Annotated in this window: 18 protein-coding genes; 7 read left to right on the top strand and 11 right to left on the bottom strand. The window is 66.9% G+C overall.

Going from position 1 to position 24,410, the window contains the following annotated elements; genetic code table 11:
* Positions 1-121: 121 nt before the first annotated feature.
* The 4 genes from OEL49_RS11940 to OEL49_RS11925 all read right to left on the bottom strand — a co-directional run bounded on the left by OEL49_RS11940 (position 122) and on the right by OEL49_RS11925 (position 4,656).
* Positions 122-1,720, bottom strand: a complete 1,599-nt coding sequence (locus OEL49_RS11940) for a pseudouridine synthase (protein ID WP_287874797.1) — start codon at positions 1,718-1,720, stop codon at positions 122-124.
* Between the two features lie 283 nt (positions 1,721-2,003).
* A complete protein-coding gene (locus OEL49_RS11935; RefSeq protein WP_287874795.1) occupies positions 2,004-3,020 on the bottom strand; it encodes a class I SAM-dependent rRNA methyltransferase in 1,017 nt (338 codons plus the stop codon).
* A 211-nt stretch (positions 3,021-3,231) separates the two neighbouring features.
* On the bottom strand, positions 3,232-4,038 hold the full coding sequence (locus OEL49_RS11930) for a fused MFS/spermidine synthase (protein ID WP_287874793.1): 807 nt from the start codon (positions 4,036-4,038) through the stop codon (positions 3,232-3,234).
* A gap of 3 nt (positions 4,039-4,041) precedes the next feature.
* Positions 4,042-4,656, bottom strand: a complete 615-nt coding sequence (locus OEL49_RS11925; RefSeq protein WP_287874791.1) for a YitT family protein — start codon at positions 4,654-4,656, stop codon at positions 4,042-4,044.
* Positions 4,657-4,745: 89 nt separating this feature from the next.
* Here OEL49_RS11925 and OEL49_RS11920 point away from each other — a divergent pair, with 89 nt between their 5' ends.
* Positions 4,746-4,946, top strand: a complete 201-nt coding sequence (locus tag OEL49_RS11920) for a SlyX family protein (protein WP_287874789.1) — start codon at positions 4,746-4,748, stop codon at positions 4,944-4,946.
* A 164-nt stretch (positions 4,947-5,110) separates the two neighbouring features.
* On the opposite strand, the gene OEL49_RS11915 is transcribed toward OEL49_RS11920, so the two are convergent.
* The 3 genes from OEL49_RS11915 to OEL49_RS11905 form a co-directional block, all read right to left on the bottom strand.
* Positions 5,111-6,997 (bottom strand): peptidase U32 family protein, encoded by a 1,887-nt coding sequence (locus OEL49_RS11915; RefSeq protein WP_287874787.1) that lies wholly within the window; start codon positions 6,995-6,997, stop codon positions 5,111-5,113.
* A gap of 272 nt (positions 6,998-7,269) precedes the next feature.
* Positions 7,270-7,740, bottom strand: a complete 471-nt coding sequence (locus OEL49_RS11910) for a DUF1854 domain-containing protein (protein ID WP_014237781.1) — start codon at positions 7,738-7,740, stop codon at positions 7,270-7,272.
* 5 nt (positions 7,741-7,745) lie between these two features.
* A complete protein-coding gene (locus OEL49_RS11905; RefSeq protein WP_014237780.1) occupies positions 7,746-9,953 on the bottom strand; it encodes an ABC transporter ATP-binding protein in 2,208 nt (735 codons plus the stop codon).
* Positions 9,954-10,253: 300 nt separating this feature from the next.
* Here OEL49_RS11905 and cphA (OEL49_RS11900) point away from each other — a divergent pair, with 300 nt between their 5' ends.
* From cphA (OEL49_RS11900) to OEL49_RS11885, 4 genes are all read left to right on the top strand, one after another.
* Positions 10,254-12,422 (top strand): cyanophycin synthetase, encoded by a 2,169-nt coding sequence (cphA, locus tag OEL49_RS11900; protein ID WP_287874785.1) that lies wholly within the window; start codon positions 10,254-10,256, stop codon positions 12,420-12,422.
* Positions 12,423-12,498: 76 nt separating this feature from the next.
* Complete coding sequence (cphA, locus tag OEL49_RS11895) at positions 12,499-15,084, top strand: cyanophycin synthetase (protein WP_014237778.1); 2,586 nt, start codon at positions 12,499-12,501, stop codon at positions 15,082-15,084.
* A 136-nt stretch (positions 15,085-15,220) separates the two neighbouring features.
* Entirely contained in the window at positions 15,221-16,339 is a 1,119-nt protein-coding gene (locus OEL49_RS11890) for an acyltransferase family protein (protein ID WP_014237777.1), read from the top strand.
* Between the two features lie 122 nt (positions 16,340-16,461).
* Entirely contained in the window at positions 16,462-16,746 is a 285-nt protein-coding gene (locus OEL49_RS11885) for a hypothetical protein (RefSeq protein WP_014237776.1), read from the top strand.
* Between the two features lie 92 nt (positions 16,747-16,838).
* On the opposite strand, the gene OEL49_RS11880 is transcribed toward OEL49_RS11885, so the two are convergent.
* Both OEL49_RS11880 and ettA read right to left on the bottom strand, forming a co-directional pair.
* The gene (locus OEL49_RS11880; RefSeq protein ID WP_014237775.1) at positions 16,839-17,696 is read right to left on the bottom strand and encodes a DUF817 domain-containing protein; all 858 of its coding nucleotides are present in this window, start codon (positions 17,694-17,696) and stop codon (positions 16,839-16,841) included.
* Between the two features lie 102 nt (positions 17,697-17,798).
* A complete protein-coding gene (gene ettA, locus OEL49_RS11875) occupies positions 17,799-19,463 on the bottom strand; it encodes an energy-dependent translational throttle protein EttA (protein WP_014237774.1) in 1,665 nt (554 codons plus the stop codon).
* A gap of 209 nt (positions 19,464-19,672) precedes the next feature.
* Here ettA and OEL49_RS11870 point away from each other — a divergent pair, with 209 nt between their 5' ends.
* Positions 19,673-21,301 (top strand): methyl-accepting chemotaxis protein, encoded by a 1,629-nt coding sequence (locus OEL49_RS11870; protein ID WP_014237773.1) that lies wholly within the window; start codon positions 19,673-19,675, stop codon positions 21,299-21,301.
* A gap of 97 nt (positions 21,302-21,398) precedes the next feature.
* Here the strand turns inward: OEL49_RS11870 and OEL49_RS11865 are convergent, their stop codons facing one another.
* Both OEL49_RS11865 and OEL49_RS11860 read right to left on the bottom strand, forming a co-directional pair.
* Positions 21,399-21,944, bottom strand: a complete 546-nt coding sequence (locus OEL49_RS11865; RefSeq protein WP_014237772.1) for a hypothetical protein — start codon at positions 21,942-21,944, stop codon at positions 21,399-21,401.
* Positions 21,945-22,079: 135 nt separating this feature from the next.
* Positions 22,080-22,688 (bottom strand): bactofilin family protein, encoded by a 609-nt coding sequence (locus OEL49_RS11860; RefSeq protein ID WP_014237771.1) that lies wholly within the window; start codon positions 22,686-22,688, stop codon positions 22,080-22,082.
* Between the two features lie 443 nt (positions 22,689-23,131).
* On the opposite strand from OEL49_RS11860, the gene OEL49_RS11855 reads away from it, so the two are divergent.
* Positions 23,132-24,397 carry an Hsp70 family protein gene (locus OEL49_RS11855; RefSeq protein WP_014237770.1) on the top strand — a complete coding sequence of 422 codons (1,266 nt, stop codon included), beginning with the start codon at positions 23,132-23,134 and terminating at the stop codon, positions 24,395-24,397.
* Positions 24,398-24,410: the final 13 nt, after the last annotated feature.

The raw sequence follows: 24,410 nt of genomic DNA, 5'->3' as shown, positions 1-24,410 counted from the left end.
AGGGCAGAGGGGGCATCACGTTGGCCGAGGTGATGCTATTCGGCCAAGGTGCAGCAGTGTACTGCATTTCCCCCGGGGACGTCGGAATATCTTTACATCCCCGGGGAAAGGGGGGAGGGGGCTAGAACTTCTCGTCGCTGCGCAGGTAGCGCCACTGGCCCGGCGGCAGCTTGCCGAGGACCACGCTGCCGATGCGGATGCGCTTCAGACCCACCACCTTCAGGCCCACCAGCTCGCACATGCGGCGGATCTGGCGCTTGCGGCCCTCGCGCAGGACGAAGCGCAGCTGCTCCTCGTTCTGCCAGGAGACGTGGGCCGGCTTGAGCTTGACGCCATCCAGGCTGAGGCCGTGGTTGAGCAGGGCCAGGCCGTTTTCGATCAGGTCACCCTCGACCCGCACCAGGTATTCCTTTTCCACGGTGGAGTCTTCGCCGATCAGGCGCTTGGCCACGCGGCCGTCCTGGGTCAGCACCAGCATGCCGGTGGAGTCGATGTCGAGCCGGCCGGCAGGGGCCAGGCGGCGCAGGTGGGCGCTCTTGAAGCGGGTGCCGCCCTTGTCCTCTTCCCAGCGGTTTTCCGGCTGGACCAGGACCACGGCGGGCTCGTAGCCATCCTCGGCCTGGCCGGAGACGTAGCCGATGGGCTTGTGCAGGATGATGGTGACGCTTTCCGCCTGGTGCTTGCGGGCTTCCGGATCGACCTCGATGCGGGCCGTGGGCACGATGCGGGAACCCAGTTCGCTTACCACCTTGCCGTCCACCTTGACCCAGCCGGCCTCGATCCATTCGTCCGCTTCGCGGCGGGAACACAGGCCCTGCTCCGACATCACCTTGGACAGGCGCGGCAGTTCGCTGGGATTGCCGCGGTCGCCCCGGGGCGGCCGGGCATCGGCGGAGCGCTCGCCCGTGGCCGCATCGTCGCGCCGCGGCGCGGGACGGCGGGGGGCGTCGTCGAAACGGCGGGCCGGCTTGGCGAAGTCGCCCGCCGGCTTGCCGCGGAAGGGCCGTTCCCGGTCGCCGTAGGTCCGTTCGCCGCCTTCGCGGCGGGGGCGCTCCGCCCGTTCACCGTCTCGGGCGTAGGCCGGACGGGCGGGGGCGTCGCCACGCCGGGGCGGGCGACCGTCCTCACTGCGGGGCTTGCCGAAAGGGGCGCCGGGCTTGCGTTCGCCATAGCTGCGCTCGCCGTCCTCGCGGCGGGGGGCACGGGGCCCACGGGGGGCATCCCCATCCAGGCCGTCGCGGGCGTAGGCGGGCTTGCCGGGTCCATCGCTGCGCCGGGGCGGGCGGCCATCGGCCTGGCGCGGCGGCCGCTCATCGCGGCCGGCGGGCTTGCCCCGGGCCGGGCGGTCCCGGTCGCCGTAGGGGCGCTCGCCGTCTTCCCGGCGGGGGCGGCGCGGTGCTTCACCATTCCGGTCACTGCGGCTATCACGACCATCGCGGCCGTAGGCCGGCTTGCCGGGGGCGTCGCTGCGCCGCGGCGGACGGGCATGGTCGCTGCCTTCCCGGCGCGGCTGTTCGCCTTCGCTGCGGCGGCGGGGTGACTCTTCACTGCGCGGTGCGGAGCGGCGGGGCGCCTCGTCACGGGCCGGGGCTTCCGCCCGGGGCTGGTTGCGGGTGGCGCGGTTGCCGCCGCGGATGGGCTTGCGCGCCGGATCGCGGGAGGGTTCGCTGTTGGCGTCGCCGGCTTTTTTACTCGGCAGTTTGAGGGTGGAGCGGGTCATGGTGGGGCCGTGGAAATCTTCAGGCCTCGCAGTGTACGCCAAGTGGGGCATCCCAAGCGGGAAAACGTCGCCGCCTGCCGCCGTGCGGCGCGGGGTGAGTCGCGGCAGCGGCGATGCCGGTGGTGCGTCGCCCAGTGGGGCGGGCACCGTGGCGCGGCTTTTGCCGCATGGCGCCCTGGCGCCGTTGGACGAGTGCGGTCGTCGCCGTGTCGGCCTCATCCATAAAAAAAGCGGCACTCCCGGAGGAGCGCCGCATTTTTCCGGCTTGGCCGGCGGACGGAGGTCAGACCCGCAGCAGCACCGTCTTCAGGGGCGGCTGGCCGTCCGGGCTGGGGAAGTCGGCCTCGGGGAGAATCCATTCGGCCGCCCGCACTTCCCGGCCGGCCTTGCGGGCGCTGCGCTGCAGCTGGTCGAGCCAGGCGTCGCGCTGCACTTCGGCCACGTTGTTGCAGCAGACCAGGGTGCCACCTTCGGCGGTGGCCAGCAGGGCCGGCTTGAACAGGGCCGGGTAGTCGTTCACCAGGTCCACCACGCCAAAGGGGCTCTTGGCGTAGCGGGGCGGGTCGAGGAACACCAGGTCGAACTGGCGGGGCTCCAGTTCGATGAAGGGGGGCATGCGCTTGCCCCGCACCATCTTGGGCTGGCCGATGCCGGCCAGCTGGCGGATGGCGGGGAAGACGTCGCTCTTGATGAAGCGGGGCCGGTGATTGAGTTCGTTGAGGGCGGCGTTGCTCTTGCCCACGGCCAGGCTGCTTTCGGCGAAATCCACATTGACGACGAAGGCGGCCCCGGCCTTGGCGGCGGCGATGCCGACGCCGCAGGTGTAGGCGAAGAGATTGAGCACGGACTTGCCGACGGCTTCCTGCATGATGCGGCGGCGGCCGGCCCGCAGGTCCAGGAACAGCCAGGGGTCCTGGCCGGCGTGGCGGGCCTGGATCAGGTAATTGACGCCCAGTTCGCTGAACTGCCGCGGGCGGTGGGCCGGTTCCACCTTTTCCGGCGGCAGGTCGTTGGCGATGCGGGAATTGGCGCGGCTGCGGTCGTTGTAGATGCAGTCCAGGCCGGGCAGGACGCCGGCGTAGAAGGCTTCCAGCTCGGCCAGTTCGCCGGCTTCCAGGGGCGTGTGGAAGCTCTGCACCAGCAGCAGGTCGCCGTAGCGGTCCACGGTGAGGCCGGAGCGGCCTTCGACGCTGCCGTGGAAGAGGCGGTAGGCATTGGTGCCTTCGGCGTGCAGCTGGGGCAGCAGTTCGCTGCGGGCGGAATGGGCGGCGGCCAGGCGGTCGCTGAGCAGGTCTGACATGGGGACTCCGGTGCTGCTGAGGGGGAGGCCGGCGCCCGGGCGGCGTTCGGCAGGGGCGCGGCGGAGCGGTGGCGGGCTGGTGCCCGGCGGCCGGCCCCGACGACGGGCAGGCCGGCATTGTAGCGGAAGGCCTGCCGCGGTGCTGGCCTATCGCTGCAAACAGTGCCGTGGAAACAGCAGCTTGGCCACTGCTGCAGCCTCTTGCCGAGGTTCAGGCGGAGCGGCCGCGGCCCCGCTGCTTGCGCCGGCCTTCCAGGGCCCGGCGCAGGCGGGCGGCGGTGTCCGGCAGGTCGATGGGGTGGGCGGGGGCCAGCTCGTTGCTGCGGCTGCGCAGCTGCTCCAGGGACGGAGGAAAGTCCTCCTGCTTGCAGGCGAAGGCGATCTGGTTGCCTTCCTCCTGGGCGTCGATCAGCAGCACCCGGCCGTCGAAGCACTGGCGCAGGCGGCCCAGGTAGAGCTGCAGCAGGTCGTCGCCGGCCCACAGGTTGACCACCATGACGCCGCCGGGCTTGAGGCGGGCGTAGCAGTAGTCGTAGAAGGCGGTGGTGCAGAGCTGGCGCGGCAGGCCGTCGAGGCAGAAGCCGTCGATGAGCAGCACGTCCACGCTGTCCTCCATGGCCCGGATGTAGTCGGCCCCGTCGGCGCAGACGACGCGGAAGTTGTCGCCGTCCGGCGGCAGGCGGAACTCGTCGCGCAGGGCGATCACCGCCGGGTCGATCTCCACCGCGGTGAAATCCACCCCGGGCAGGCGCTGCAGGCAGTACTTGGCCAGGGAACCGCCCCCTAAGCCGATCATGGCGATGCGGGCCGGCTCCGGATGGAGCAGGAGGAAGCCCATCATGGAGCGGGTGTAGCCCAGGGTGAGGGCCGTGGGGTCGGCCTTGGACATGGTGCTCTGCACCGTGCGGAAGTCGAAGTGGAGGGCCAGTTCGTCCGCCTCGTCCTTGAGGTAGGGGCGGCCGCTGAGGCGCTCGGGCGGCACGCTCTGCCGCAGTTCGTAGTCGTCGTCCCGGGCCATGGTTCAGGTGCCGGCGTAGCGGCCGGGGCGGTGATTGACGGCGATGACGAAGTTGAGGGCGACGGCGCCGAGGATGGAGAGCAGCACGTGGTAGGGGTCCCGCACCAGCAGGGCGGCCGAAAGGATGGCCACGTCGGCGGCCATCTGCACGTGGCCGGCGCGCCAGCCGCGCCGCTCCTGCAGATACACGGCCATGACGCCGAGGCCGCCGAGGCTGGCCCGGTGGCGCACCAGCATGAGCAGGCCGATGCCGGTCAGAAAGCCCCCCATGAGGGCGGCAAAGACCGGCTCCAGGCTGGCGAAGGTGACGTGGGCCGGCAGCAGCTCCGTATAGAGGGAGAGCAGGGCCACGGCGATGAAGGTCTTGAGGGTGAAGTTCCAGCCCAGGGCCCGCACCGAGAAGAAGTAGAAGGGCAGGTTGATGAGGAAGAAGGCGGGGCCGAACGGCAGGTCGAGGCCGTAATGGGCGAGGAAGGCGAGGCCGGTGGTGCCACCGGTGAGGAGACCGGCATGGCGGAACAGCAGCACGGCGAAAGCGACCACCAGGGGCGCCACCAGGAGGGCCTGGAGGTCTTCGAAGAGGCTGTGGCGGGGCGGGGCGGGGGGCTGGGTAGTCAAGGCAGGGTGGGAGCAGGCGTGAGGGGCGTAGTGTAAGCCATGGGGCGGCAGGCGTAGAATCCGCCCTCACTCAACGACCGGGAACCGCCATGGAAGAGCGTCTGAACGAACTGGAAATCAAGCTCAGCTTTGCCGACGATGCCATCGACGAACTGAACCGCACCGTCTTCCGCCAGCAGCAGCTGATCGAACAACTGCAGCACGACCTGCGGGCCCTGCGGCAGCAGATGCTGGCCAGCCTGCCGGAAGAAAAGCGCACCCCGCAGGACGAGATTCCGCCCCATTATTGAGCTACCGTTTTGCCACAGAGGGCACAGAGAACACAGAGAACACAGAGAACACAGAGAACACAGAGAACACAGAGAACACAGAGAACACAGAGAAGAGTAATGCCAAGTCGTTGGTTTACCTCTGTGTTCTCTGTGCCCTCTGTGGCTAAAGGTTTTTCCCCCACTCAGTGGGGCATGAGCTGGATGCTGCGGTTCTTGCGCATCTTGCCCACCACGTGCATTTCGCACTTCACGCAGTCGAACTTCAGGGTCAGGCGCTCGCCGTTGTTCACCAGGGTCAGGGGATCGGGCTTTAAGCCCTTCACTTCCTTGGGGCACAGGTTGAAGCTGTGGCGCAGGCAGTGCTTGGTGATCATCAGGGAAACGGCGCCCTTTTCCTCGTCCGCCTCGTAGGCCGCGGCGATCAGTTCCACCCCGTGCTTGAGGTAGAACTCCCGGGCCTTGCGGTTGTACACATTGCCCAGGTAGGTCAGTTCCACTTCCGGGTAGAGGGCCGGCGGCTCCACCGGCTTGGCCCGGGGCGGGCGCTGGTAGGCGGCGGCCCGGGCCGCATCCAGGGCGGCCACCGCTTCCCGGCGCAGGGCGTTGATGGCGCCGGCGGGCAGGAACCAGGGCTGGGACAGCTGCAGCTCCACCCCGTCGGCCACGTACAGGGTATTGCCCAGCTTGGTCAGGTTCTCCCGGAGGCCGGCCAGGGCCCGTTCGCCGTTCTGGGCGGCTTCCTTGGCGTGGGCCAGGGGTACGCTGACGGCAACGCCGGTTTCGTCCGTCAGGGTCAGGGCGAAGCCGTCGCCGCTTTCGGCGAAGACCATGCTGATGCCTACCCGGCGTTCCGCCGACTTCTTTTCCAGGATGCGTTCGAATTCCTGGTCCCGGTTGCGGTGGATGGCGATGCCCACGGCCAGGTCTTCCGGTACTTCGTTGGGGGTGCAGCGCCAGGCCGTGCCCACCTTTTCCGCCGTATTGAGGCGCAGGCCCACCAGTTCGCCGTGACCGTCGAAATAGGAGAGGCCGTCGCCGTTGTGCAGGGTTTCCGCCGTCTCGACCTCGAACCAGCCCTTGCCCAGGCGGCTCACCTTGCCGATGGCCGGGCCGGAGAAGGCGGGGGTGTCGAAGGCGCCCACTTCGCTGTGGCCCCGGCCGTGCACAAAGTAGTCGGTGGCGCCCCGGTTGAAGGTCTTTTCCGGCTGGGGGGTGAAGAAGAAGGTGCTGCGGCCGGCGGAGGAACGGGTGAATTGGGGATGCTGCGCCAGGATGCCGTCCAGCAGGGTGCGGTAGTGGGCGGTGATGTTCTTGACGTAGGAGAGGTCCTTCAGCCGGCCTTCGATCTTGAAGGAGCTGATGCCGGCCTGGGCCAGGGCCAGCAGGTTGGCGCTCTGGTCGTTGTCCTTCATGGAGAGCAGGTGCTTGTCGCTGGCGATGATCTGGCCCTGCTCGTTTTCCAGGTCGTAGGGCAGGCGGCAGGCCTGGGAACATTCGCCCCGGTTGGCGCTGCGGCCGGTGTGGGCGTGGCTGATGTTGCACAGGCCGCTGTAGCTGACGCAGAGGGCACCGTGCACGAAAAACTCCAGGGCGATGTCGGTCTGGGCGGCAATCTGGCGGACCTGTTCCAGGTCCAGCTCCCGGGCCAGGACGATCTGGGAGAAGCCCACGTCCTGCAGGAAGCGGGCCTTGTCCACGGAACGGATGTCGGTCTGGGTGCTGGCGTGGAGCTGGATCGGCGGCAGGTCGAGCTGCAGCAGGCCCATGTCCTGGATGATGAGAGCGTCGGCGCCGGCGTCGTGGCATTCCCAGGCGATGCGGCGGGCCGTCTCCAGTTCCTCGTCCTTGAGGATGGTGTTGAGGGCCACCAGTACCCGGGCGTTGTAGCGGTGGGCGAATTCGCTGAGGCGGGCGATGTCGGCCACGCTGTTGCCCGCATTGGCCCGGGCGCCGAAGGCCGGGCCGCCGATATAGACGGCGTCGGCGCCGTGGACGATGGCTTCCATGCCGAAGTCGGCATTCTTGGCGGGGGCGAGGAGTTCAAGCGGGTGGGCGAGGGGATGGGGCATGGGGGAATCTTTTTTTGCCACAGAGGGCACAGAGAACACAGAGTAAAAGCGGGAAAGCCGTGACGCCAGGGGTACGGGCAGGCGTTACTTGGTGCGCCGCAGGCGACAGGAGTTCAGATTATTTCAGCTGGCCGCTGGAAATGACACTGCCAGAAGAGGCAGGAGGGACGCCATTCTTCGCGGTGTAGTGGTGAAGAATGGCGCCAATACTGCCTCTCCGGCCAGCAGGTTTTCGCTCTCTGTGTTCTCTGTGCCCTCTGTGGCAAAGGTTCTTACAGGAAGCGTTCGAGAAACTTGCGGCTGGGCTTGTCCAGGGCCTGGCGGTTGCGGATCAGGTACTGCACGCCGTGGCTGTCGGAAATGAGCAGGGCCTGCTGGTTGAGGCGGCGGATGTCGTCCTCGCCCTTGAGCACCAGGCGGGCGTTGCCCCGGTCCGTTTCCACGTCCCAGGTGCTGGGGGTGGCGAAGCTGGAAACGTGCACGATGCGGGAGATGACCGGCATGAACTCCCGGTTGGCCAGTTCTTCGACCACCAGTTGCCGCGGGCCTTCCGGCAGGTCGGCCAGGCGCTCGATCCATAGCAGTTCCTTGCCGTGGGCGTTGACCAGGGCCAGGCCCTCGTCCGGGGCGGTGATGCCGAAGGCGCGCACCGGCACCACGCCTTCGTGGACGTCGCCCTCGGCGCCGGTGAACACCAGCTGGCCGAAGGGATTGCGAATCAGGGTGAAATTGCAGGGCGTCATGGCGTTCATTCCTCGCTCTCACGCTCGGCCAGCTGCTCGTCGAGCTGCTTGGTCTGGGCGGTGTACAGGCGGTAGTAGGCGCCTTCCTTGGCGATCAGTTCGTCGTGCTGGCCTTCTTCCACCACCACGCCGCGATCCATGACCACCAGCCGGTCGGCTTTGCGCAGGGTGGACAGGCGGTGGGCGATGGCGATGGTGGTGCGGCCCTTGATCAGGTTGTCCAGGGCGCCCTGGATTTCCAGTTCGGTTTCCGTATCCACGGCGGAAGTGGCTTCGTCCAGGATCAGGATCTTGGGGTCGATGAGCAGGGCCCGGGCGATGGAGATGCGTTGGCGCTCGCCGCCGGAGAGGGCCTGGCCCCGTTCGCCCACCAGGGAGTCGTAGCCGTGGGGCAGGCGCAGGATGAACTCGTGGGCATGGGCGGCCCGGGCGGCGGCGACGATTTCCTCCCGGCTGGCGTCCGGCTTGCCGTAGGCGATGTTCTCGGCAATGGTGCCGAAGAAGAGGAAGGGCTCCTGCAGCACCAGGCCGATGTGCTTGCGGTATTCGGACACGGGAATGTTGCGCACGTCCACGCCGTCGATGCAGATGGCACCTTCGCCCACGTCGTAGAAGCGGCAGATGAGGTTCACCAGGGTGCTCTTGCCGGAGCCGGAGTGGCCCACCAGGCCGATCATCTCGCCCGGGTTGATCTTCAGGTCCACACCCCGCAGCACGGTGCGGTTGCCGTAGCGGAAGCCCACCCGCTCCACGGTGATGCCGCCTTCCACCTTGGTCAGGTGCTGGGGCTTGACCGGTTCCGGCACGCTGGAAACGTGGTCCAGGATGTCGAAGATACGCTTGGCGCCGGAAGCGGCCTTCTGGGTGTGGGAGACGATGCGGCTCATGGAATCGAGGCGGGTGTAGAAGCGCCCGATGTAGGCCAGGAAGGCGGCCAGGGTGCCCACGGTCACCTGGTTCTTTGTCACCAGCCAGATACCCAGGCCCCAGACGATGAGCAGGCCCACTTCCGTGAGCAGGGTGATGGTGGGGGAGAAGAGGGACCACAGCCGGTTCACCCGGTCGTTGGCCTCCAGGTTGCGCTGGTTGGCGTCCTTGAAACGGCTGGTTTCCCGCTTTTCCTGGGCGAAGGCCTTGACCACCCGGATGCCCGGGATGGTGTCGGCCAGCACGCTGGTGACGCCGGACCAGACCCGGTCGATCTGCTCGAAGCCGTGGCGCAGCTTGTCCCGCACCACGTGGATGAGCCAGACGATGAAGGGCAGGGGAATGAGGGTCACCGCCGCCAGCCAGGGATTGATGGAGACCAGGATCACCGCCGTCATGGTGATCATCAGCACGTCGGTGAAGAAGTCCAGCAGGTACAGGGAGAGGAAGACGCAGATGCGGTCCGACTCGCTGCCGATGCGGGCCATCAGATCGCCGGTGCGCTTGCCGCCGAAGTATTCCAGGGACAGCTTGAGCAGGTGCTCGTAGGTCTGGCTGCGCAGGTCGGCGCCAAGGCGCTCCGACACCAGGGCCAGGATGTAGGTCTTGGCCCAGCCCAGGCCCCAGGCCAGCAGGGCCGAACCCAGCAGGCCGCCCAGATAGAAGTAGACCTTGCCGGTGTCCAGGGGCTGGCCGTTCTGGTAGGGGATCAGCACCTCGTCCATGAGGGGCATGGTCATGTAGGGCGCCACCAGGGTGGCGGCGGTGGAGATCAGGGTCAGGATGAAGCCGGCCAGCAACTGGCCCCGGTAGGGCCGGGCAAAGCGCCACAGGCGGAACAGGGTCCAGGTGGAGGGCGGGGTGTACAGCTCCTTGGCGCAGCTCGGGCAGTCGTCCTGGCCCGGCACCAGGGGGGCGCCGCAGCGGGCGCAGATGGCGGCGGGCGGGGCTTCCACGGGCTGGCCGCTGACGGCGGCATCCCGCTGCTGCTCGAAGTGATCCAGCACCTGGCGGGCGTTGGTGTCCTTGCCCAGGGTATGGCGCCAGCGGGCCAGCTGTCGCTGCTCGTCCACCAGCTCCAGGCTGGCCACGCCGGCATGATCCCGACGCTGCAGGTGGAGGCCGGCCCGGTAGGGAAAGGCCTGCCAGGCAGGCTCTTCGCCGCTGCGGGCGATGAGCTGGCGGTCGGTGACCAGGACCAGGCCCCGGGCAAAGCGCAGGGTCTTGTCCAGGTCCAGTTCCAGGTGGGCCAGGATGGTTTCGTCCGGCCCCAGGAGGGCGGACAACTCCGTCAGCCAGGCACCGGGAAGCTCTTCCAGAGTGGTGGTGAGGGATGCGGATTGGGAGGACAGCTTGGAAATTTCCCGTAAGGGTTCTACGTTTTGTGAAATAATTTTTGCACCCGCCGGTGAACCAAAAGAAAAGTTGCGCGTTGATTTTACCTTACAAAGGAGAGTCCCCCGGAAAAACGGGCCAGGTTGATCCCTTCTTGGGCTACATCGGAAATAGCGCGGAAGCTAAGCTAAACGCAGTTTTCCCCAAGGAGTTGACCTGAGCCTGCAGGTTCCCCGGTTCCGGCACAAGGTATGAGCCACAAGACAATCAAATTTCTGAGCATTACCCATCTCAAGGGTCCCAACGTCTGGACCTACACCCCCGTCCTCGAAGCCCTGATCGACATCGGCGATCTGGAGGACTGTCCGTCCAACACCATCCCCGGTTTCTACGAGCGCCTCTCATCCTGGCTGCCCGGCCTGGTGGAACACCGCTGCAGCTATGACGAGCGCGGCGGCTTCCTGCGCCGGGTGGAAGAGGGGACCTGGCCCGGCCACATCATGGAGCACGTCTCCCTGGAGCTGCAGGCCCTGGCCGGCATGCCCGGCGGCTTCGGCCGCGCCCGGGAAGTGCCGATCCGCGGTGTCTACAAGGTGGTGGTGACGGCCTGGCACGAGATGGTCACCCGCTACGCCCTGGAAGCGGCCCGGGACCTGGTCATGGCCGGGATCGAGGACAAGCCCTTCGACGTGGCGGCGGCGGTGAGCCACCTGCGGGAGCTGGTGGACGACTACTGCCTCGGCCCCTCCACCGGCTGCATCGTGGAGGCCGCCGAGAGCCGGCACCTGCCCTTCATCCGCCTGTCCACTGGCAACCTGGTGCAGCTGGGTTACGGTTCCCGCCAGCGCCGCATCTGGACGGCCGAGACGGACCGCACCAGCGCCATTGCCGAAAGTATCTCCCGGGACAAGGACCTGACCAAGAGCCTGCTGGCCTCCTGTGGCGTGCCGGTCCCCGAGGGCGTCACCGTCAAGTCGTCGGAAGATGCCTGGGAAGCGGCCGAGGACATCGGCCTGCCGGTGGTGGTCAAGCCCAGCGACGGCAACCACGGCCGCGGCGTGTTCACCAACCTGACCACCCGGGAAGAGATCGAGACCGCCTTCAGCGTGGCCCAGGACGAAGGCAGCGAAGTCATCGTCGAACGTTTCATTCCCGGCAACGAACATCGCCTGCTGGTGGTGGGCGGCCGCATGGTGGCCGCCTCCCGGGGCGAGACCGCCCAGGTGGTGGGGGACGGCAAATCCACCGTGCTGGAACTGATCGAGCTGCAACTGAATTCCGATCCCCGCCGCGGCAACAGCGAAGATCATCCGCTCAACCGGGTCCGCCTGGATTCCGCCGCCCGCCTGGAGGTCCGGCGCCAGGGCTTCGAGCCCGATGGCGTGCCGCCGGAAGGCAAGGTGGTGGTGATCCAGCGCAACGGTAACGTCTCCATCGACTGTACCGCCGAAGTGCATCCGGATACGGCCGAGACCGTGGCCCTGGCGGCCCGCATCGTCGGTCTGGACATCGCCGGGGTGGACCTGGTGGTGGAGGACGTGTCCAAGCCCCTGGCCGACCAGGGCGGCGCCATCGTCGAGGTCAATGCCGGTCCCGGCCTGCTGATGCACATCAAGCCCGCTGCCGGCGAGCCCCAGCCTGTGGGCAAGGCCATCGTCGAACACCTGTTCCCCAACGGCGACAGCGGTCGCATCCCCGTGGTGGGCATCAGCGGCGGCAAGGGCAAGACCACCGTGGCCCGCGTCGTCACCCGCCTGCTCGAATTGTCCGGCCACTACACCGGCCTGGCCTGCAGCACCGGTCTGTACCTGGATCGCCGCCTGGTGGAAGCCGGGGACCGGGCCCAGTGGGATACGGCCCGCCGCGTCCTCATGAACCGTTCGGTGCAGGCTGCCGTGATCGAGAACAGCGCCACTTCCATCGTCACCGAAGGCCTGGCCTACGACCGTTGCCAGGTGGGGGTGCTGACCAATTTTGAGCCCATCGAGGACCTCAGCAAGTACTACATGGACTCCACGGAGAAGCGCTTCACCACCCTGCGTACCCAGGTGGACGTGGTGCTGCCCACCGGCGTCGCCGTGCTCAATGCCCGGGAACCCCAGCTGGTGGAGATGGCCGAGCTGTGCGACGGCGAGGTGATCTATTTCGCCGCCGATCCGAGCCTGCCGGTACTGGCCGAGCACCGCTCCAAGGGCGGTCGTGCCGTGCTGCTGCGGGAAGGTGCCGTGGTCCTGGCCAAGGGCTGGGAGGAAACCAAGCTGCTGGACCTGGCCCAGGTGCCCATGGCTGCCGGCGGCGAAGCCTTCCAGGCCGAGAACGTGCTGGCCGCCGTGGCCACGGCCCGGGCCCTGGACATTGCCCCCGAGGTGATCCGCGCCGGCCTGGAAACCTTCGTGCTGGACGCCGCACCCGCCATTTGATGATTGCCGACTGACGAGACGCCTGCCCCGGGCTTTCCCGGGCAGGCCCGACTAAACGGTCACAACAGGATTTTTTATGGAAGTCTCCCGCATCCGAGCCCTGCGCGGCCCCAACCTGTGGAGCCGCCACACCTCCATCGAAGCCATCGTTACCTGTAGCGAGGCCGAGCGCTTTTCCCCCGCCTCTTCCGCCCTGCTGGAAAGTTTCCTCGACCGGCTGCTGGAGCGCTTCCCGGAAATCGGCCTGGTCATGCCGGCCGGTGCCGCTGCCCTGCCGTCCGTGGCCCATGCCCTGCAATTTGCGGCCCTGGGCCTGCAGGCTTCCGCCGGCTGCCCGGTGACCTTCAGCCGCACTTCCGAAACCCTGGACCCCGGGGTTTACCAGGTGGTGGTGGAATACACCGAGGAGCCCGTCGGGCGCCTGGCCTTCGACCTGGCCGTGTCCCTGTGCCAGGCGGCCCTGGAGAACACGCCCTTCGACCTGGACAATGTGCTGGCCCGCCTGCGGGAACTGGACGAGGACGTGCGCCTCGGTCCTTCCACCGGTTCCATCGTCGATGCGGCCATTGCCCGCAACATCCCCTTCCGCCGTCTGACCGAGGGCAGCCTGGTGCAGTTTGGCTGGGGCAGCAAGCAGCGCCGCATCCAGGCGGCCGAAATGGATTGCACCAGCGCCATTGCCGAATCCATCGCCCAGGACAAGGAACTGACCAAGGAACTGCTGCGCGCCGCTGGCGTGCCGGTGCCCTGGGGCCGGACCGTGGCCGATGCCGACGATGCCTGGGCGGCCGCCCAGGAGATCGGTCTGCCGGTGGTTGTCAAACCCCGGGACGGTAATCAGGGCAAGGGCGTGGCGGTCAACCTGAAGAGCGAGGCGGAAGTCCGCCAAGCCTTCGATGTGGCTTCCGAGTTCCGCGATGATGTGATGGTGGAGCGCTATCTGCCCGGCCAGGACTTCCGCGTCCTGGTGGTGGGCAAGCAGCTGGTGGCGGCCGCCCGCCGCGATCCGCCCCAGGTCATCGGCGACGGCGTGCATACCATCCGCCAGTTGGTGGACCAGGTGAATGCGGACCCGCGCCGGGGTGAGGGCCATGCCACCTCCCTGACCAAGATCCGTTTCGATGAAATCGCCCTGGCCACCCTGGCCCGGCAGAACTACAACGCCGACTCGGTGCCGCCCCGGGGTGCCCGGGTGCCCCTGCGCAACAACGCCAACCTTTCCACCGGCGGCTCGGCCACCGACGTCACCGACGACGTCCATCCCGAACTGGCGGCCAAGGCCGTGGCCGCGGCCCAGATGGTGGGCCTGGACATCTGCGGCGTGGACGTGGTGTGCGAGACCGTGCAGCGTCCCCTGGAAGAGCAGGGCGGCGGCATCGTCGAGGTCAATGCGGCCCCCGGCCTGCGCATGCACCTGCAGCCTTCCTTCGGCAAGGGCCGGGCGGTGGGCGAGGCGGTCATCTCCACCATGTATCCGGACGGCGACGACGGCCGCATCCCGGTGGTGGCCGTGGCCGGCACCAACGGCAAGACCACCACGGTGCGCCTGATTTCCCACCTGTTCACCTGCAATGGCCAGCGCACCGGCATGACCGGCACCGACGGCGTCTATATCCAGGGCAAGCGCATCGACACCGGCGACTGCTCCGGTCCGAAGAGTGCCCGCAACGTCCTGCTGCACCCGGACGTGGATGCGGCCGTGCTGGAAACCGCCCGGGGCGGCGTGTTGCGCGAGGGCCTGGGGTTCGACCGCTGCAACGTGGCCGTGGTCACCAACATCGGCATGGGCGACCACCTGGGCCTGGCCTACATCAACACCGTGGAAGACCTGGCAGTGGTGAAGCGGGTCATCGTCGAGAACGTGGCCAACAACGGCACCGCCGTGCTCAATGCCACCGACCCCATCGTCGCCCGCATGGCCGAGTCCTGCCCGGGCAGCGTCACCTTCTTCGCCGCCGACCCGCACCATCCGGTGATGGCCACCCAGTTTGCCCAGGGCCGTCGCGGCCTCTATGTGGAAGGCGGCGACATCGTGGCCGCCGAAGGTTCCACCGTGGTCCATCGCATCCCCCTCTCCGGCGTGCCCCTGACCCGCAACGGCAGCATCGGCTTCCAGGTGGAAAACGTCATGGCGGCCACCGGTGCTGCCTGGGCCATCGGCATCTCCTGGGAGGTGATCCGCCAGGGCCTGGCCACCTTCGTCAGCGACGCCTCCACCGCTCCCGGCCGTTTCAACCTGTTCGACTACAAGGGCGCCACCCTGATCGCCGACTACGGCCACAATCCGGATGCCATCCAGGCCCTGACCAACGCCATCGCCACCATGACGGCCAAGCGCCGTTCCGTGGTCATCAGCGGTGCCGGCGACCGCCGCGACGAGGATATCCGCCAGCAGACCCGCATCCTCGGCGGTGCCTTCGACGAGGTCATCCTGTACCAGGATGCCTGCCAACGCGGCCGCGCCGACGGTGAAGTGCTGGGCCTGTTGCGGGAAGGCCTGCAGGGCGCCAGCCGCACCCGGAACGTGGAGGAGGTGCGGGGCGAGTTCCTGGCCATCGACACGGCCCTGGCCCGGCTGAGCCCGGGCGACCTGTGCCTGATCCTGGTGGATCAGGTGGATGAAGCCCTGGAGCATATTGCCAAGCGCGTCAAAGAGGCTTGATTTTGCTACAATTCCGGGGTTTGCCTGACGGCGGGCCCCGGACGTTGTCCCCGGGCCGTTCTCTCAACCGCAATTTACAACCTGGAATCCGTGCCACCATCGCCCGCGGCGATGGCGACCCCCTGCTCAAGCTGCCATGTCCTCCGGACCATCCCGCCTGGTATTCATCGACGTCCTCAAGGCGTTTGCTTCCCAACTGATCGTTCTGCACCACCTGGCCTTCTACGGCCCCATGTCCGACGCCGCCCAGGAGCTGGTTCCCGGCCTCATCGGCTGGCTCAGCGAATATGCCCGCATCGCCGTCCAGGTGTTCCTGGTGGTGGGCGGCTTTCTCGCCATTCGCGCCCTGGCGCCCCAGGGCCAACTGCTGACGCGACAGCCGGTCAATATGCTGGCGCGGCGTTACCTGCGCCTGGTGCCGCCATTCCTTGCCGCCATGGCCATCGCCGTCGTCTGTGCCCATGTGGCCCGCCTGTGGATGGATCACGACTCCATCCCGGACAAGCCCATGGCCCTGCAGGTGCTGGCCCACGCCTTCCTGCTGCACAACATCCTGGATTTTGATGCCCTCTCCGCCGGGGTCTGGTATATCGCCATCGACTTCCAGCTCTTCGCCCTGCTGGTCGGCCTGCTCTGGCTGGGGCGCTGGGGCCGGGAACGCATTCCCGCCATGGCCGGCGGTCGCAGCCGCGGCGTGCACAGCCTGGGCATGATCCTGGTGTTTTCCCTGGTGCTGGCTTCCCTGTTCCATTTCAACCGGGACGCCAGCTGGGATGTCTGGGCCGTCTATTTCTTCGGCGCCTACGGCATGGGTGTGATGGCCTACTGGGCTTCCGAGCGGGGGCAGTCCCCCGTCTGGCTGGCCATCATCGCCTCGGTGGCCCTGGTGGCCCTGTTCCTGGATTTCCGCCTGCGCATCGCCGTGGCCCTGTGCGCTGCCCTGGCCCTGGGCCTGGCCCGGCGCAGCGGCTGGATGGAACGCTGGCCCCTGGGTTTGCCGGGCCAGACGGCCATCACCTTCCTCTCCCGGGTTTCCTATTCCGTTTTCCTGGTGCATTTCCCGGTCTGCCTGCTGGTCAATGGTGCTTTTGACCGCTTCGTCCCGGCGGAGCCTGCCCTGCAGCTGACGGGCATGGTCCTGGCCTGGCTGGGCAGCATCGTGGCGGGCACGGCCTTCCATTTCTATGTGGAAAGCCGCCAGTGGAACCTCTCCGGAATGCTGCAAACCCTGTGGCGGCGCACTGCCAAGGCCTGATTCCGGGCCTGGCGGCGACCTGGCAATTAAAGTGAAACTTTAAGTCAACCGATTAAATCTCTCCTGCGTTATTGGCCTCATGGGGCAAGAAATTGTCCCGGTCATTCAAAGGAGAGTATCAAATGGGCAGTCTGAGCAACGAATCCTTCGAAGAATTCCTGGATTCCCTGAAACGGGCCGGAATCACCATCACCCGCGAAGATGAACTGCGCGAGCGCCTGGCCGAAGCCCAAAGCTGGCGTTACGCTTTCATGACCCTGGCCAACAATGGCCGTTCCATCGGTATCCGCTTTGAAGATCAGGGCGCCAGCCAGAATCTGGATGTGGTGCGCAACGCCTTCAGCGCCTACCAGTTTCCCGAGCAGTACGAAGCCGCGTTCGAAGCCAGCCTGCGTCCCCGCCACTAAGCGGGCCGCCCAGGTAAAGGGCCACCAAAGATTCCCAAAAATACCCGTCCTTGAGGCGGGTATTTTTTTGCCGGCCATCCCGACAGGGATGGCTAGGGCGAAATCTGAATTCGGGCTTTGACCTGCTTGAGGCCGCTGATCAGGGAAAAACTCATCAGGGCCAGCATGGTCCAGGATGACCATTTGCCCAGATGCACGGTGGCCCAGGCACCCAACTGGTTGGGATAGCGCCAGACGCCGAGAAAGGTGCCCATGTTCTCTGCCAGCCAGATGAAAAAGCCCACCAGGATGAAGCCGAGCAGGAAGGGCATGGAACGTTCCCGGTCCAGGGGGGGGAAAACGATGCTGCTGCGGGCGTAAAGCCCCAGGGCGAGGGCGGCCAGATACCAGCGGTAGTCGCCGATGAAGTGGTGGGTAAACAGGTTGAGATAGAGCAGCAGGGCCAGGCCGCCGCTCATCCAGTAAGGCGGGTGGCGTTCGATTCGCAGATGGAGGATGCGCCACGCCTGCATGACATAGCTGCCGACAGCTGCGTACATGAAGCCGGAGAACAGTGGTACGCCCAACACCTTGGTCAAGGCGGGGTCCGGGTAGCTCCAGGAGGCGATGGGAGCGGATACCTTGAAGACCTCTAGGGCGAATCCTGCCAGGTGGAAGAGCAGGATGGTCCGGGCTTCATCCCAGGTTTCAATGCGCCGCCACAGCAGCCATGCCTGCAAGGCCAGGGCGATCAGCAGGAGCAGGTCGTAGCGGGCGATGCCCAGCCAGCCCCCCCGCGGCACGACGAAGAGGGCGAGAAAGAACAGTCCGGCGAAGATGCAGGCCCGGGCTTCCTTGATGCCGAACCACCAGAATTCCGCCACAAAACGCCGCCAGCCGCTCAGGGCGGGGCGTTCCTGCCGGTTTTCCAGGTGCAGGTCGAGGCGGCGCAAGGTGGCGTAAAGGGGCATGAAAGTTATCTAGATGGAAAAAGCCCGCCAAAGGCGGGCTTGGGGTCGTGCTGACAGGCGGCCATTCCGGACGGCAACGTCGCGGGGGGGCTGCCTGAGCCCTCAACGGCTGATGGGCTTGTAGCGGATGCGCTTGGGCTTGGCGCCTTCTTCGCCCAGGCGCTTCTTCTTGTCGGCTTCGTATTCCTGGTAGTTGCCGTCGAAGAAGGTCCATTGGGAATCGCCTTCGGCCGCCAGGATGTGGGTACAGATCCGGTCCAGGAACCAGCGGTCGTGGGAGATGATGAGGGCCGAGCCGGGGAATTCCAGCAGGGCGTCTTCCAGGGCCCGCAGGGTTTCCACGTCCAGGTCGTTGGAAGGTTCGTCCAGCAGCAGGACGTTGCCGCCCTCCAGCAGGGTCTTGGCCAGGTGCAGGCGGCCACGCTCGCCGCCGGAGAGGGTGCCGACCTGCTTCTGCTGGTCGCCGCCCTTGAAGTTGAAGCGGCCGATGTAGGCCCGGCTGGGCATTTCGAACTTGCCCACGGTGAGGATGTCGGCGCCGTTGGCGATTTCCTCGAAGACGGTCTTGTTGGCGGAAAGGTTTTCCCGGCTCTGGTCCACGAAGGCCATCTTCACCGTGCTGCCGATCTTCACTTCGCCGCTGTCCGGGGCTTCCTTGCCGGTGATCATGCGGAACAGGGTGGATTTACCGGCACCGTTGGGGCCGATGATGCCGACGATGGCACCGGCGGGAATCTTGAAGGACAGGTTGTCGATCAGCAGCCGGTCGCCGAAGGCCTTGGAGACGCCATTGAACTCGATGACCTCATTGCCCAGGCGCTCACCCACGGGGATGAAGATTTCCTGGGTTTCGTTGCGCTTCTGGTATTCGTAGCTGGAGAGTTCCTCGAAGCGGGCGATACGGGCCTTGGACTTGGCCTGGCGACCCTTGGGGTTTTGCCGCACCCATTCCAGTTCCTGTTTCATGGCCTTCATGCGGGCGGCTTCCTGGCGGCCTTCCTGCTCCAGCCGCTCCTCCTTCTGTTCCAGCCAGGAGGAGTAGTTGCCCTTCCAGGGAATGCCCTGGCCCCGGTCCAGTTCCAGAATCCATTCAGCGGCGTTGTCGAGGAAGTAGCGGTCGTGGGTGACGGCCACCACGGTGCCGGGGAAGCGGCAGAGGAACTGTTCCAGCCATTCCACGGACTCGGCATCCAGGTGGTTGGTGGGTTCGTCCAGCAGCAGCATGTCGGGCTTGGAGAGCAGCAGCTTGCACAGGGCGACGCGGCGCTTCTCACCGCCGGACAGGTTCTTGATCAGCGCATCCCAGGCCGGCAGGCGCAGGGCGTCGGCGGCGATCTCCATCTGGGCTTCGGTGTCGCTGCCGGCGGCGGCCAGGATGGCCTCGCAGCGCGCCTGTTCCTCGGCCAGCTTGTCGAAGTCCGCATCGGGTTCGGCGTAGGCGGCGTACACCTCCTCCAGGCGCTGCTTGGCGCCCATGATCTCGCCCAGGGCCGATTCCACCTCCTGGCGCACGGTCTTTTCCGGGTCCAGCTGGGGTTCCTGGGGCAGGTAGCCGATGTTCAGGTTCGGTTGCCACTGCACTTCGCCATCGTATTCCTTGTCGGCGCCGGCCATGATCTTCAGCACGGTGGACTTGCCGGAGCCGTTCAGGCCCAGCAGGCCGATCTTGGCGCCGGGGAAGAAGGAGAGGGAAATATCCTTGATGATCTGCCGCTTGGGCGGGACGATCTTGCTCACGCGGAGCATCGACATTACGTATTGGGCCATGGAGCACTCTTGATGGGTGGAATTCGGCTGGGCCGCGGGCGGGGCCGGCGGCAAAGGCGCTATTGTACCGAGCCTTGCCGCGGGCGCCACCGGGCTTTGTCGACGGAGGCTTTTAGGCAATGATGGCGGTATAGTTTTGGACTATAGTGGTGGAACGTACGAGCAAGCGCCATAAGGCGTACCAATAACAGTCCCTGGGGGTAGCGAAGATGACCTGGTTTGACAACCTGAGCCTGCGGGCCAAGCTGTACTTCAATTTCGCCATTACCGGCGGGGTCCTGATCCTGGCCCTGCTGTTCTGTCTCTATCAATTGCAGAAAGTCGGCGGGGAAACCCGGGACATCATCGGCAACTGGCTGCCTTCCCTGCAGATGGTGGGCAAGATCAGCCAGGAGCGCCTGCGTTACCGGGTGCGCAGCCTGGAGTACATGCTGCCCGGCAGCGCCGAGGACAAGGCCAAAATCGAAAAAAGCCTGGCCAAGCTGGATGAAGACGTGCGTACCGTGCTCAAGGAATACGCGCCTCTGGTAACCGGCTCGGAAGAGCAGAAAATCCTCGACGAGGTGGGTAAGGCGGTCAATGCCTACAAGGCCGTGGTCGAGGAGGCGATTGTGCTGGAAAAGGCTGGCAAGGAAGAGGAGGCCCAGCAGCTGCGGCGCAAGGGCTGGGTGGAAAAGGCCAACCAGCTGCGCGACTCCACCGATGCCCTGGCTAAGTTCAACCGGGAAGGGGCCGACCGTTCCGCCGCCCAGGCCATGAGCGATGTTTCCAGCGCCATCAGCAGCGGCCTGACGGCCCTGGTGCTGGGGCTGCTGGTGGCCCTGGTGGCCTCCTTCCTGCTGGCCCGGCGGATTTCCCGGCGTCTGGAAGAGGCTCTGGCCGGCGCCCGGCGCATCGCCGCCGGCGACCTCACCGGCGCCCTGCCGGCACCGACGGCGGATGAAGTGGGGCGCCTGGTGGGCGCCATGGGCGACATGCAGACGGCCCTGCGCAGCACCATCGGCCAGACCAAGATGGGGGCGGAGGAAATCTCCAGCGCAGCCCAGCAGCTGAACCAGACGGTGAAGCAGATGGAGCAGAGCGTCACCGTGCAGAGTTCCGCCTCTTCAGCCATCGCTGCCAACATTGAGGAACTGACCGTTTCCATCAACCACGTTTCCGACAGTACCGGCGATGCCGCCCGGCTGGCCGGTGAATCCGACGAGCAGGCCCGGGAAGGGCGGGAGACGGTGGAACGGCTGGTGGGGGAAATCGACCAGGTGTCCCATGTGGTGAAGGCGGCGGCCGAGCAGATCGGTGAGCTGGAAGTGGAATCGGCGAAGATTTCCAGCATCGTCAGCGTCATCAAGGACATCGCCGACCAGACCAACCTGCTGGCCCTCAACGCCGCCATCGAGGCGGCCCGGGCCGGCGAGCACGGCCGCGGCTTTGCCGTGGTGGCCGACGAAGTGCGCAAGCTGTCCGAGCGGACGGCCCATTCCACCGGGGAGATCACCCAGATGGTGGATTCCATCCAGGAATCCACCCGGCAGGTGGTGGCCGGCATCAGCGGCGGCGTCGGGGCGGTGGAGAGCAGCGTCAGCCACGCCCAGCAGGCCGGCGAGACCATCGCCAAGCTGCAGGAGATGGCGCGCCGGGTGGCTGAGATCATCGGCGACGTGGATATCGCCCTGCGGGAGCAGTCCACCGCCTCCACGGAAGTGGCGCGCAAGGTGGAGGAAATCGCCACCCACGCGGAGGAAACCAATGCGGCGGCCAACGAGACTTCCCGGGCTTCCGATACCCTGGACCGGGTGGCCGGCGAAATGCAGCGGGCGGTCAGCGGCTTCCGGGTTTGATCCTGGCGGGGCCATGCCCCGCAGCCAGCAAAAACGGCACCCCGCGGGGTGCCGTTGTCGTTGATGGCGTCCTGCCTGGGCGCCAGGGCAGGGGGGCTCAAAGTCCGCCCAGGTCCTCGATGGCGTCCACCACCATGCTGGTGCCCACGGCAATGAGCAGGATATCGGAGGCAACCCGCACGTAACGGTAGCCGGCTGGCGGCGTGCCGAGGCGGATGGAAAGGTCCCGCGGCAGGTCGTAGATGACCACGCCGCTGGGCAGGCGGGCGCCCCGCTGCCACTGCTTGGCCTGTCCCGGCGGCAGGCAGCCGTTGTGTTTTTTCGCCAGCCCGGGCGGGCAGCCCTTGCTGCGGATGCTGTTGCCGTAGTAATCCCGGATCAGGTCCCGGTCACCGCCGCCGAAGCGGATTTCCACCGAGGCGCCGTCACGGCGCCCATCCCGGCCATCCCGGCGGCCATCATCGCCCCGGCCCCGGTCATCCCGGTCGTTACGGCCCTTGCCCGGACGTTCGTCCTGGCCATGTTTGTCGTTGCCGCCGCCGGCCCAGGAAGGTTTGTCGGCGAAGGCCGGGGCGGTGCCGAGCATCAGGCCTAGGCCGATGGCGGTCCACAGGGGGGCATGTTTGTGTTTTGGCTGGGACATGGATCAGTCTCCTGGCTGGTGTTGTCGTGGCCCGCAGGAAGCGGGCGGGTCGAGCTTAACCCTCCGCCCGCAGCCGTTCAAGGCCCGGCGGCGGATGGGCCGCAAAGCCCGCCCGCCGCCGGGCCTGCCGGTGGCCTAGAGCAGTGCGTTTTCCTTCTTGCCCTCCTTCAGGGTGACGTTGCCGTGCAGGGTCGGAATGCCGGGTTCGGCCGGGCTGGCCTTGGCCGAGCCTGCCTGGTGTTCATCCCCCAGGGAGCGCACGTCGCCGGAAACCTGGCCGCCTTCGTCGATGAGGATGCTGCCGTAGCGGATGGTGCCGCTGACTCGGCCGCTGGCGTGGATGAACAGCTGCTTGCGGGCCACCAGCTCGCCTTCGAAGGTGCCCCGGATTTCCGCCACGTCGATGCTGACCTTGCCGGAAAAGGCGCCCTGTTCGGCGATCTGGATCAGGCGGCTGTCCAGGGTGGCCTCCACCCGTCCTTCCACCACCAGGGTGTCGCAATCCTGGATTTCCGCCCCCTTCAGCTTGACGTCGGGGCCGACGATGAGACGGCTGCCGGAGGGCTGTTCCTTGTCGGCAGCCACCGGCGCCGGCGGCGGTGCACTGGCCGTGCTGGCCGTGCTGGCTTTGGGCGCGCTGCTGACGTTGCTGCTGTTGGTCTGGGGCGCGCTGCCGGGCCAGGGATTGCGGGGCAGGACGGTTTCCTCGCGCTTGGAGGAAAACAGGGATTGCTTGTTCAGCATGGAAGCTCCTTTTCGCAGGTTGGAGCCTTTACTTCGCAAGGCCCGTGCCTGGGATCGGGAAAGGATGCCGCTGCCAGCCAGGGCTGGCTGAAATCCCGCGCCAGTTGGCGACTTTGGGGCGGGTGCGACGATTACGGCAATGCTCCCGGCCTGCTTCCGGCGACCCGGATTTGTCGTGGGCTCCCGACGGCCTGGGGAGCCAATGCCCCTAAGTGCCTGTTTTTTAGGCGATGGCTGCCTGTTGGGGGAGGGCGACGTCGGGGCCGGCCCGGGTCGGGGGTGCCGGCCATGGGGCCGGGCGCCCCTTTTCCCCGTTGCCTCAATGGCTTGGCCGACCGCCCGGGTAGACATCCGCCGGAGCCTGGCGTAGCATCCGCCGCCCCCTGCCGACCTCGCCGCGTTGGCCGGCAACCTTCGTCTTCGCCACCAACCGCCGTCATTCCATGCCTGCCACCGCTCCCCGCCGCGCCTGCGGCCTCGACTTCGGCACCTCCAACTCCACCGTGGGCTGCCTGCGCCCCGGCCAGCCCACGCTGCTGGCCCTGGAGGAGGGCAAGGTGACCCTGCCGTCCGTGGTCTTCTTCAATGCGGAAGACAACAGCACCAGCTTCGGCCGGGCCGGCCTGGGCGAGTATCTGGCCGGCTACGAGGGCCGCCTGATGCGCTCCCTGAAAAGCCTCCTGGGCAGCAGCCTGCTGGACGGCAAGACCGAAGTGCAAGGCCGGGCCCTGCATTTCCGTGACCTGCTGGCCCAGTTCATCGGCGAACTGAAGCGACGGGCCGACCGCCAGGCCGGCGGCGAATTCGAGCAGGCGGTGCTGGGCCGGCCGGTGTTCTTTGTGGACGACGACAGCGACGCCGACCGCCTGGCCGAGAACACCCTGGGCGACATCGCCCGGGCCGTGGGCTTCAAGGAGGTCAGCTTCCAGTACGAGCCCATCGCCGCCGCCTACCACTACGAGACCACTCTGGCGCGGGAGGAACTGGTGCTGGTGGCCGACATCGGCGGCGGCACCTCGGACTTTTCCCTGATCCGCCTTTCCCCCGAGCGGGCACGCCAGGCGGAGCGCCGGGACGACCTGCTGGCCAACGGCGGCGTGCATATCGGCGGCACCGATTTCGACCGCCTGTTGAGCCTGGCCGGGGTCATGCCCCTGCTGGGCTACCGCAGCCTGCTGCGCAGCGGCCGGGAAATGCCGGCCAGCATCTTCTTCAACCTGGCCACTTGGCACACCATCAACTTCGCCTACACCCGCCAGGTGCTGGCCGAACAGCAGCGCCTGGCCATGGATGCGGCAGCGCCGGAAAAGATGCAGCGCCTGCTGGGGCTGATCGGAGAACGGGCCGGTCACTGGCTGGCCAACGAGGTGGAGCAGGCCAAGATCGCCCTCTCGGATGCGGACACCTGCACCCTGTCCCTGGAGCGCCTGGAAGCCGGCCTCAGCCATGAGCTGAGTCGCAGCGAGTTCGATCAGGCCACGACAAGCCTGGTGGAACGGGTCGAAGGCACCGTCAGCGACTTGCTGCGGCAGGCGGGTGTCGACGCCGGGCGGATCGATACGGTGTTCTTCACCGGCGGTTCCAGCGGCATTCCCCGTCTGCGCCAGCGCATCGCCGCCGTCCTGCCCCAGGCCCGGGCGGTGGAAGGGGATCTCTTCGGCAGCATCGGCGCTGGCCTGGCGGTGGAAGCGGCGCGGCGCTACGGCTGAGGCCGAGGCTGGC

Origin of the sequence: Azospira sp. (assembly GCF_030247495.1) — a bacterium.
In the GTDB taxonomy this organism is placed as follows: domain Bacteria; phylum Pseudomonadota; class Gammaproteobacteria; order Burkholderiales; family Rhodocyclaceae; genus Azospira; species Azospira oryzae.
This window is presented reverse-complemented; position numbering and strand designations above follow the sequence as displayed.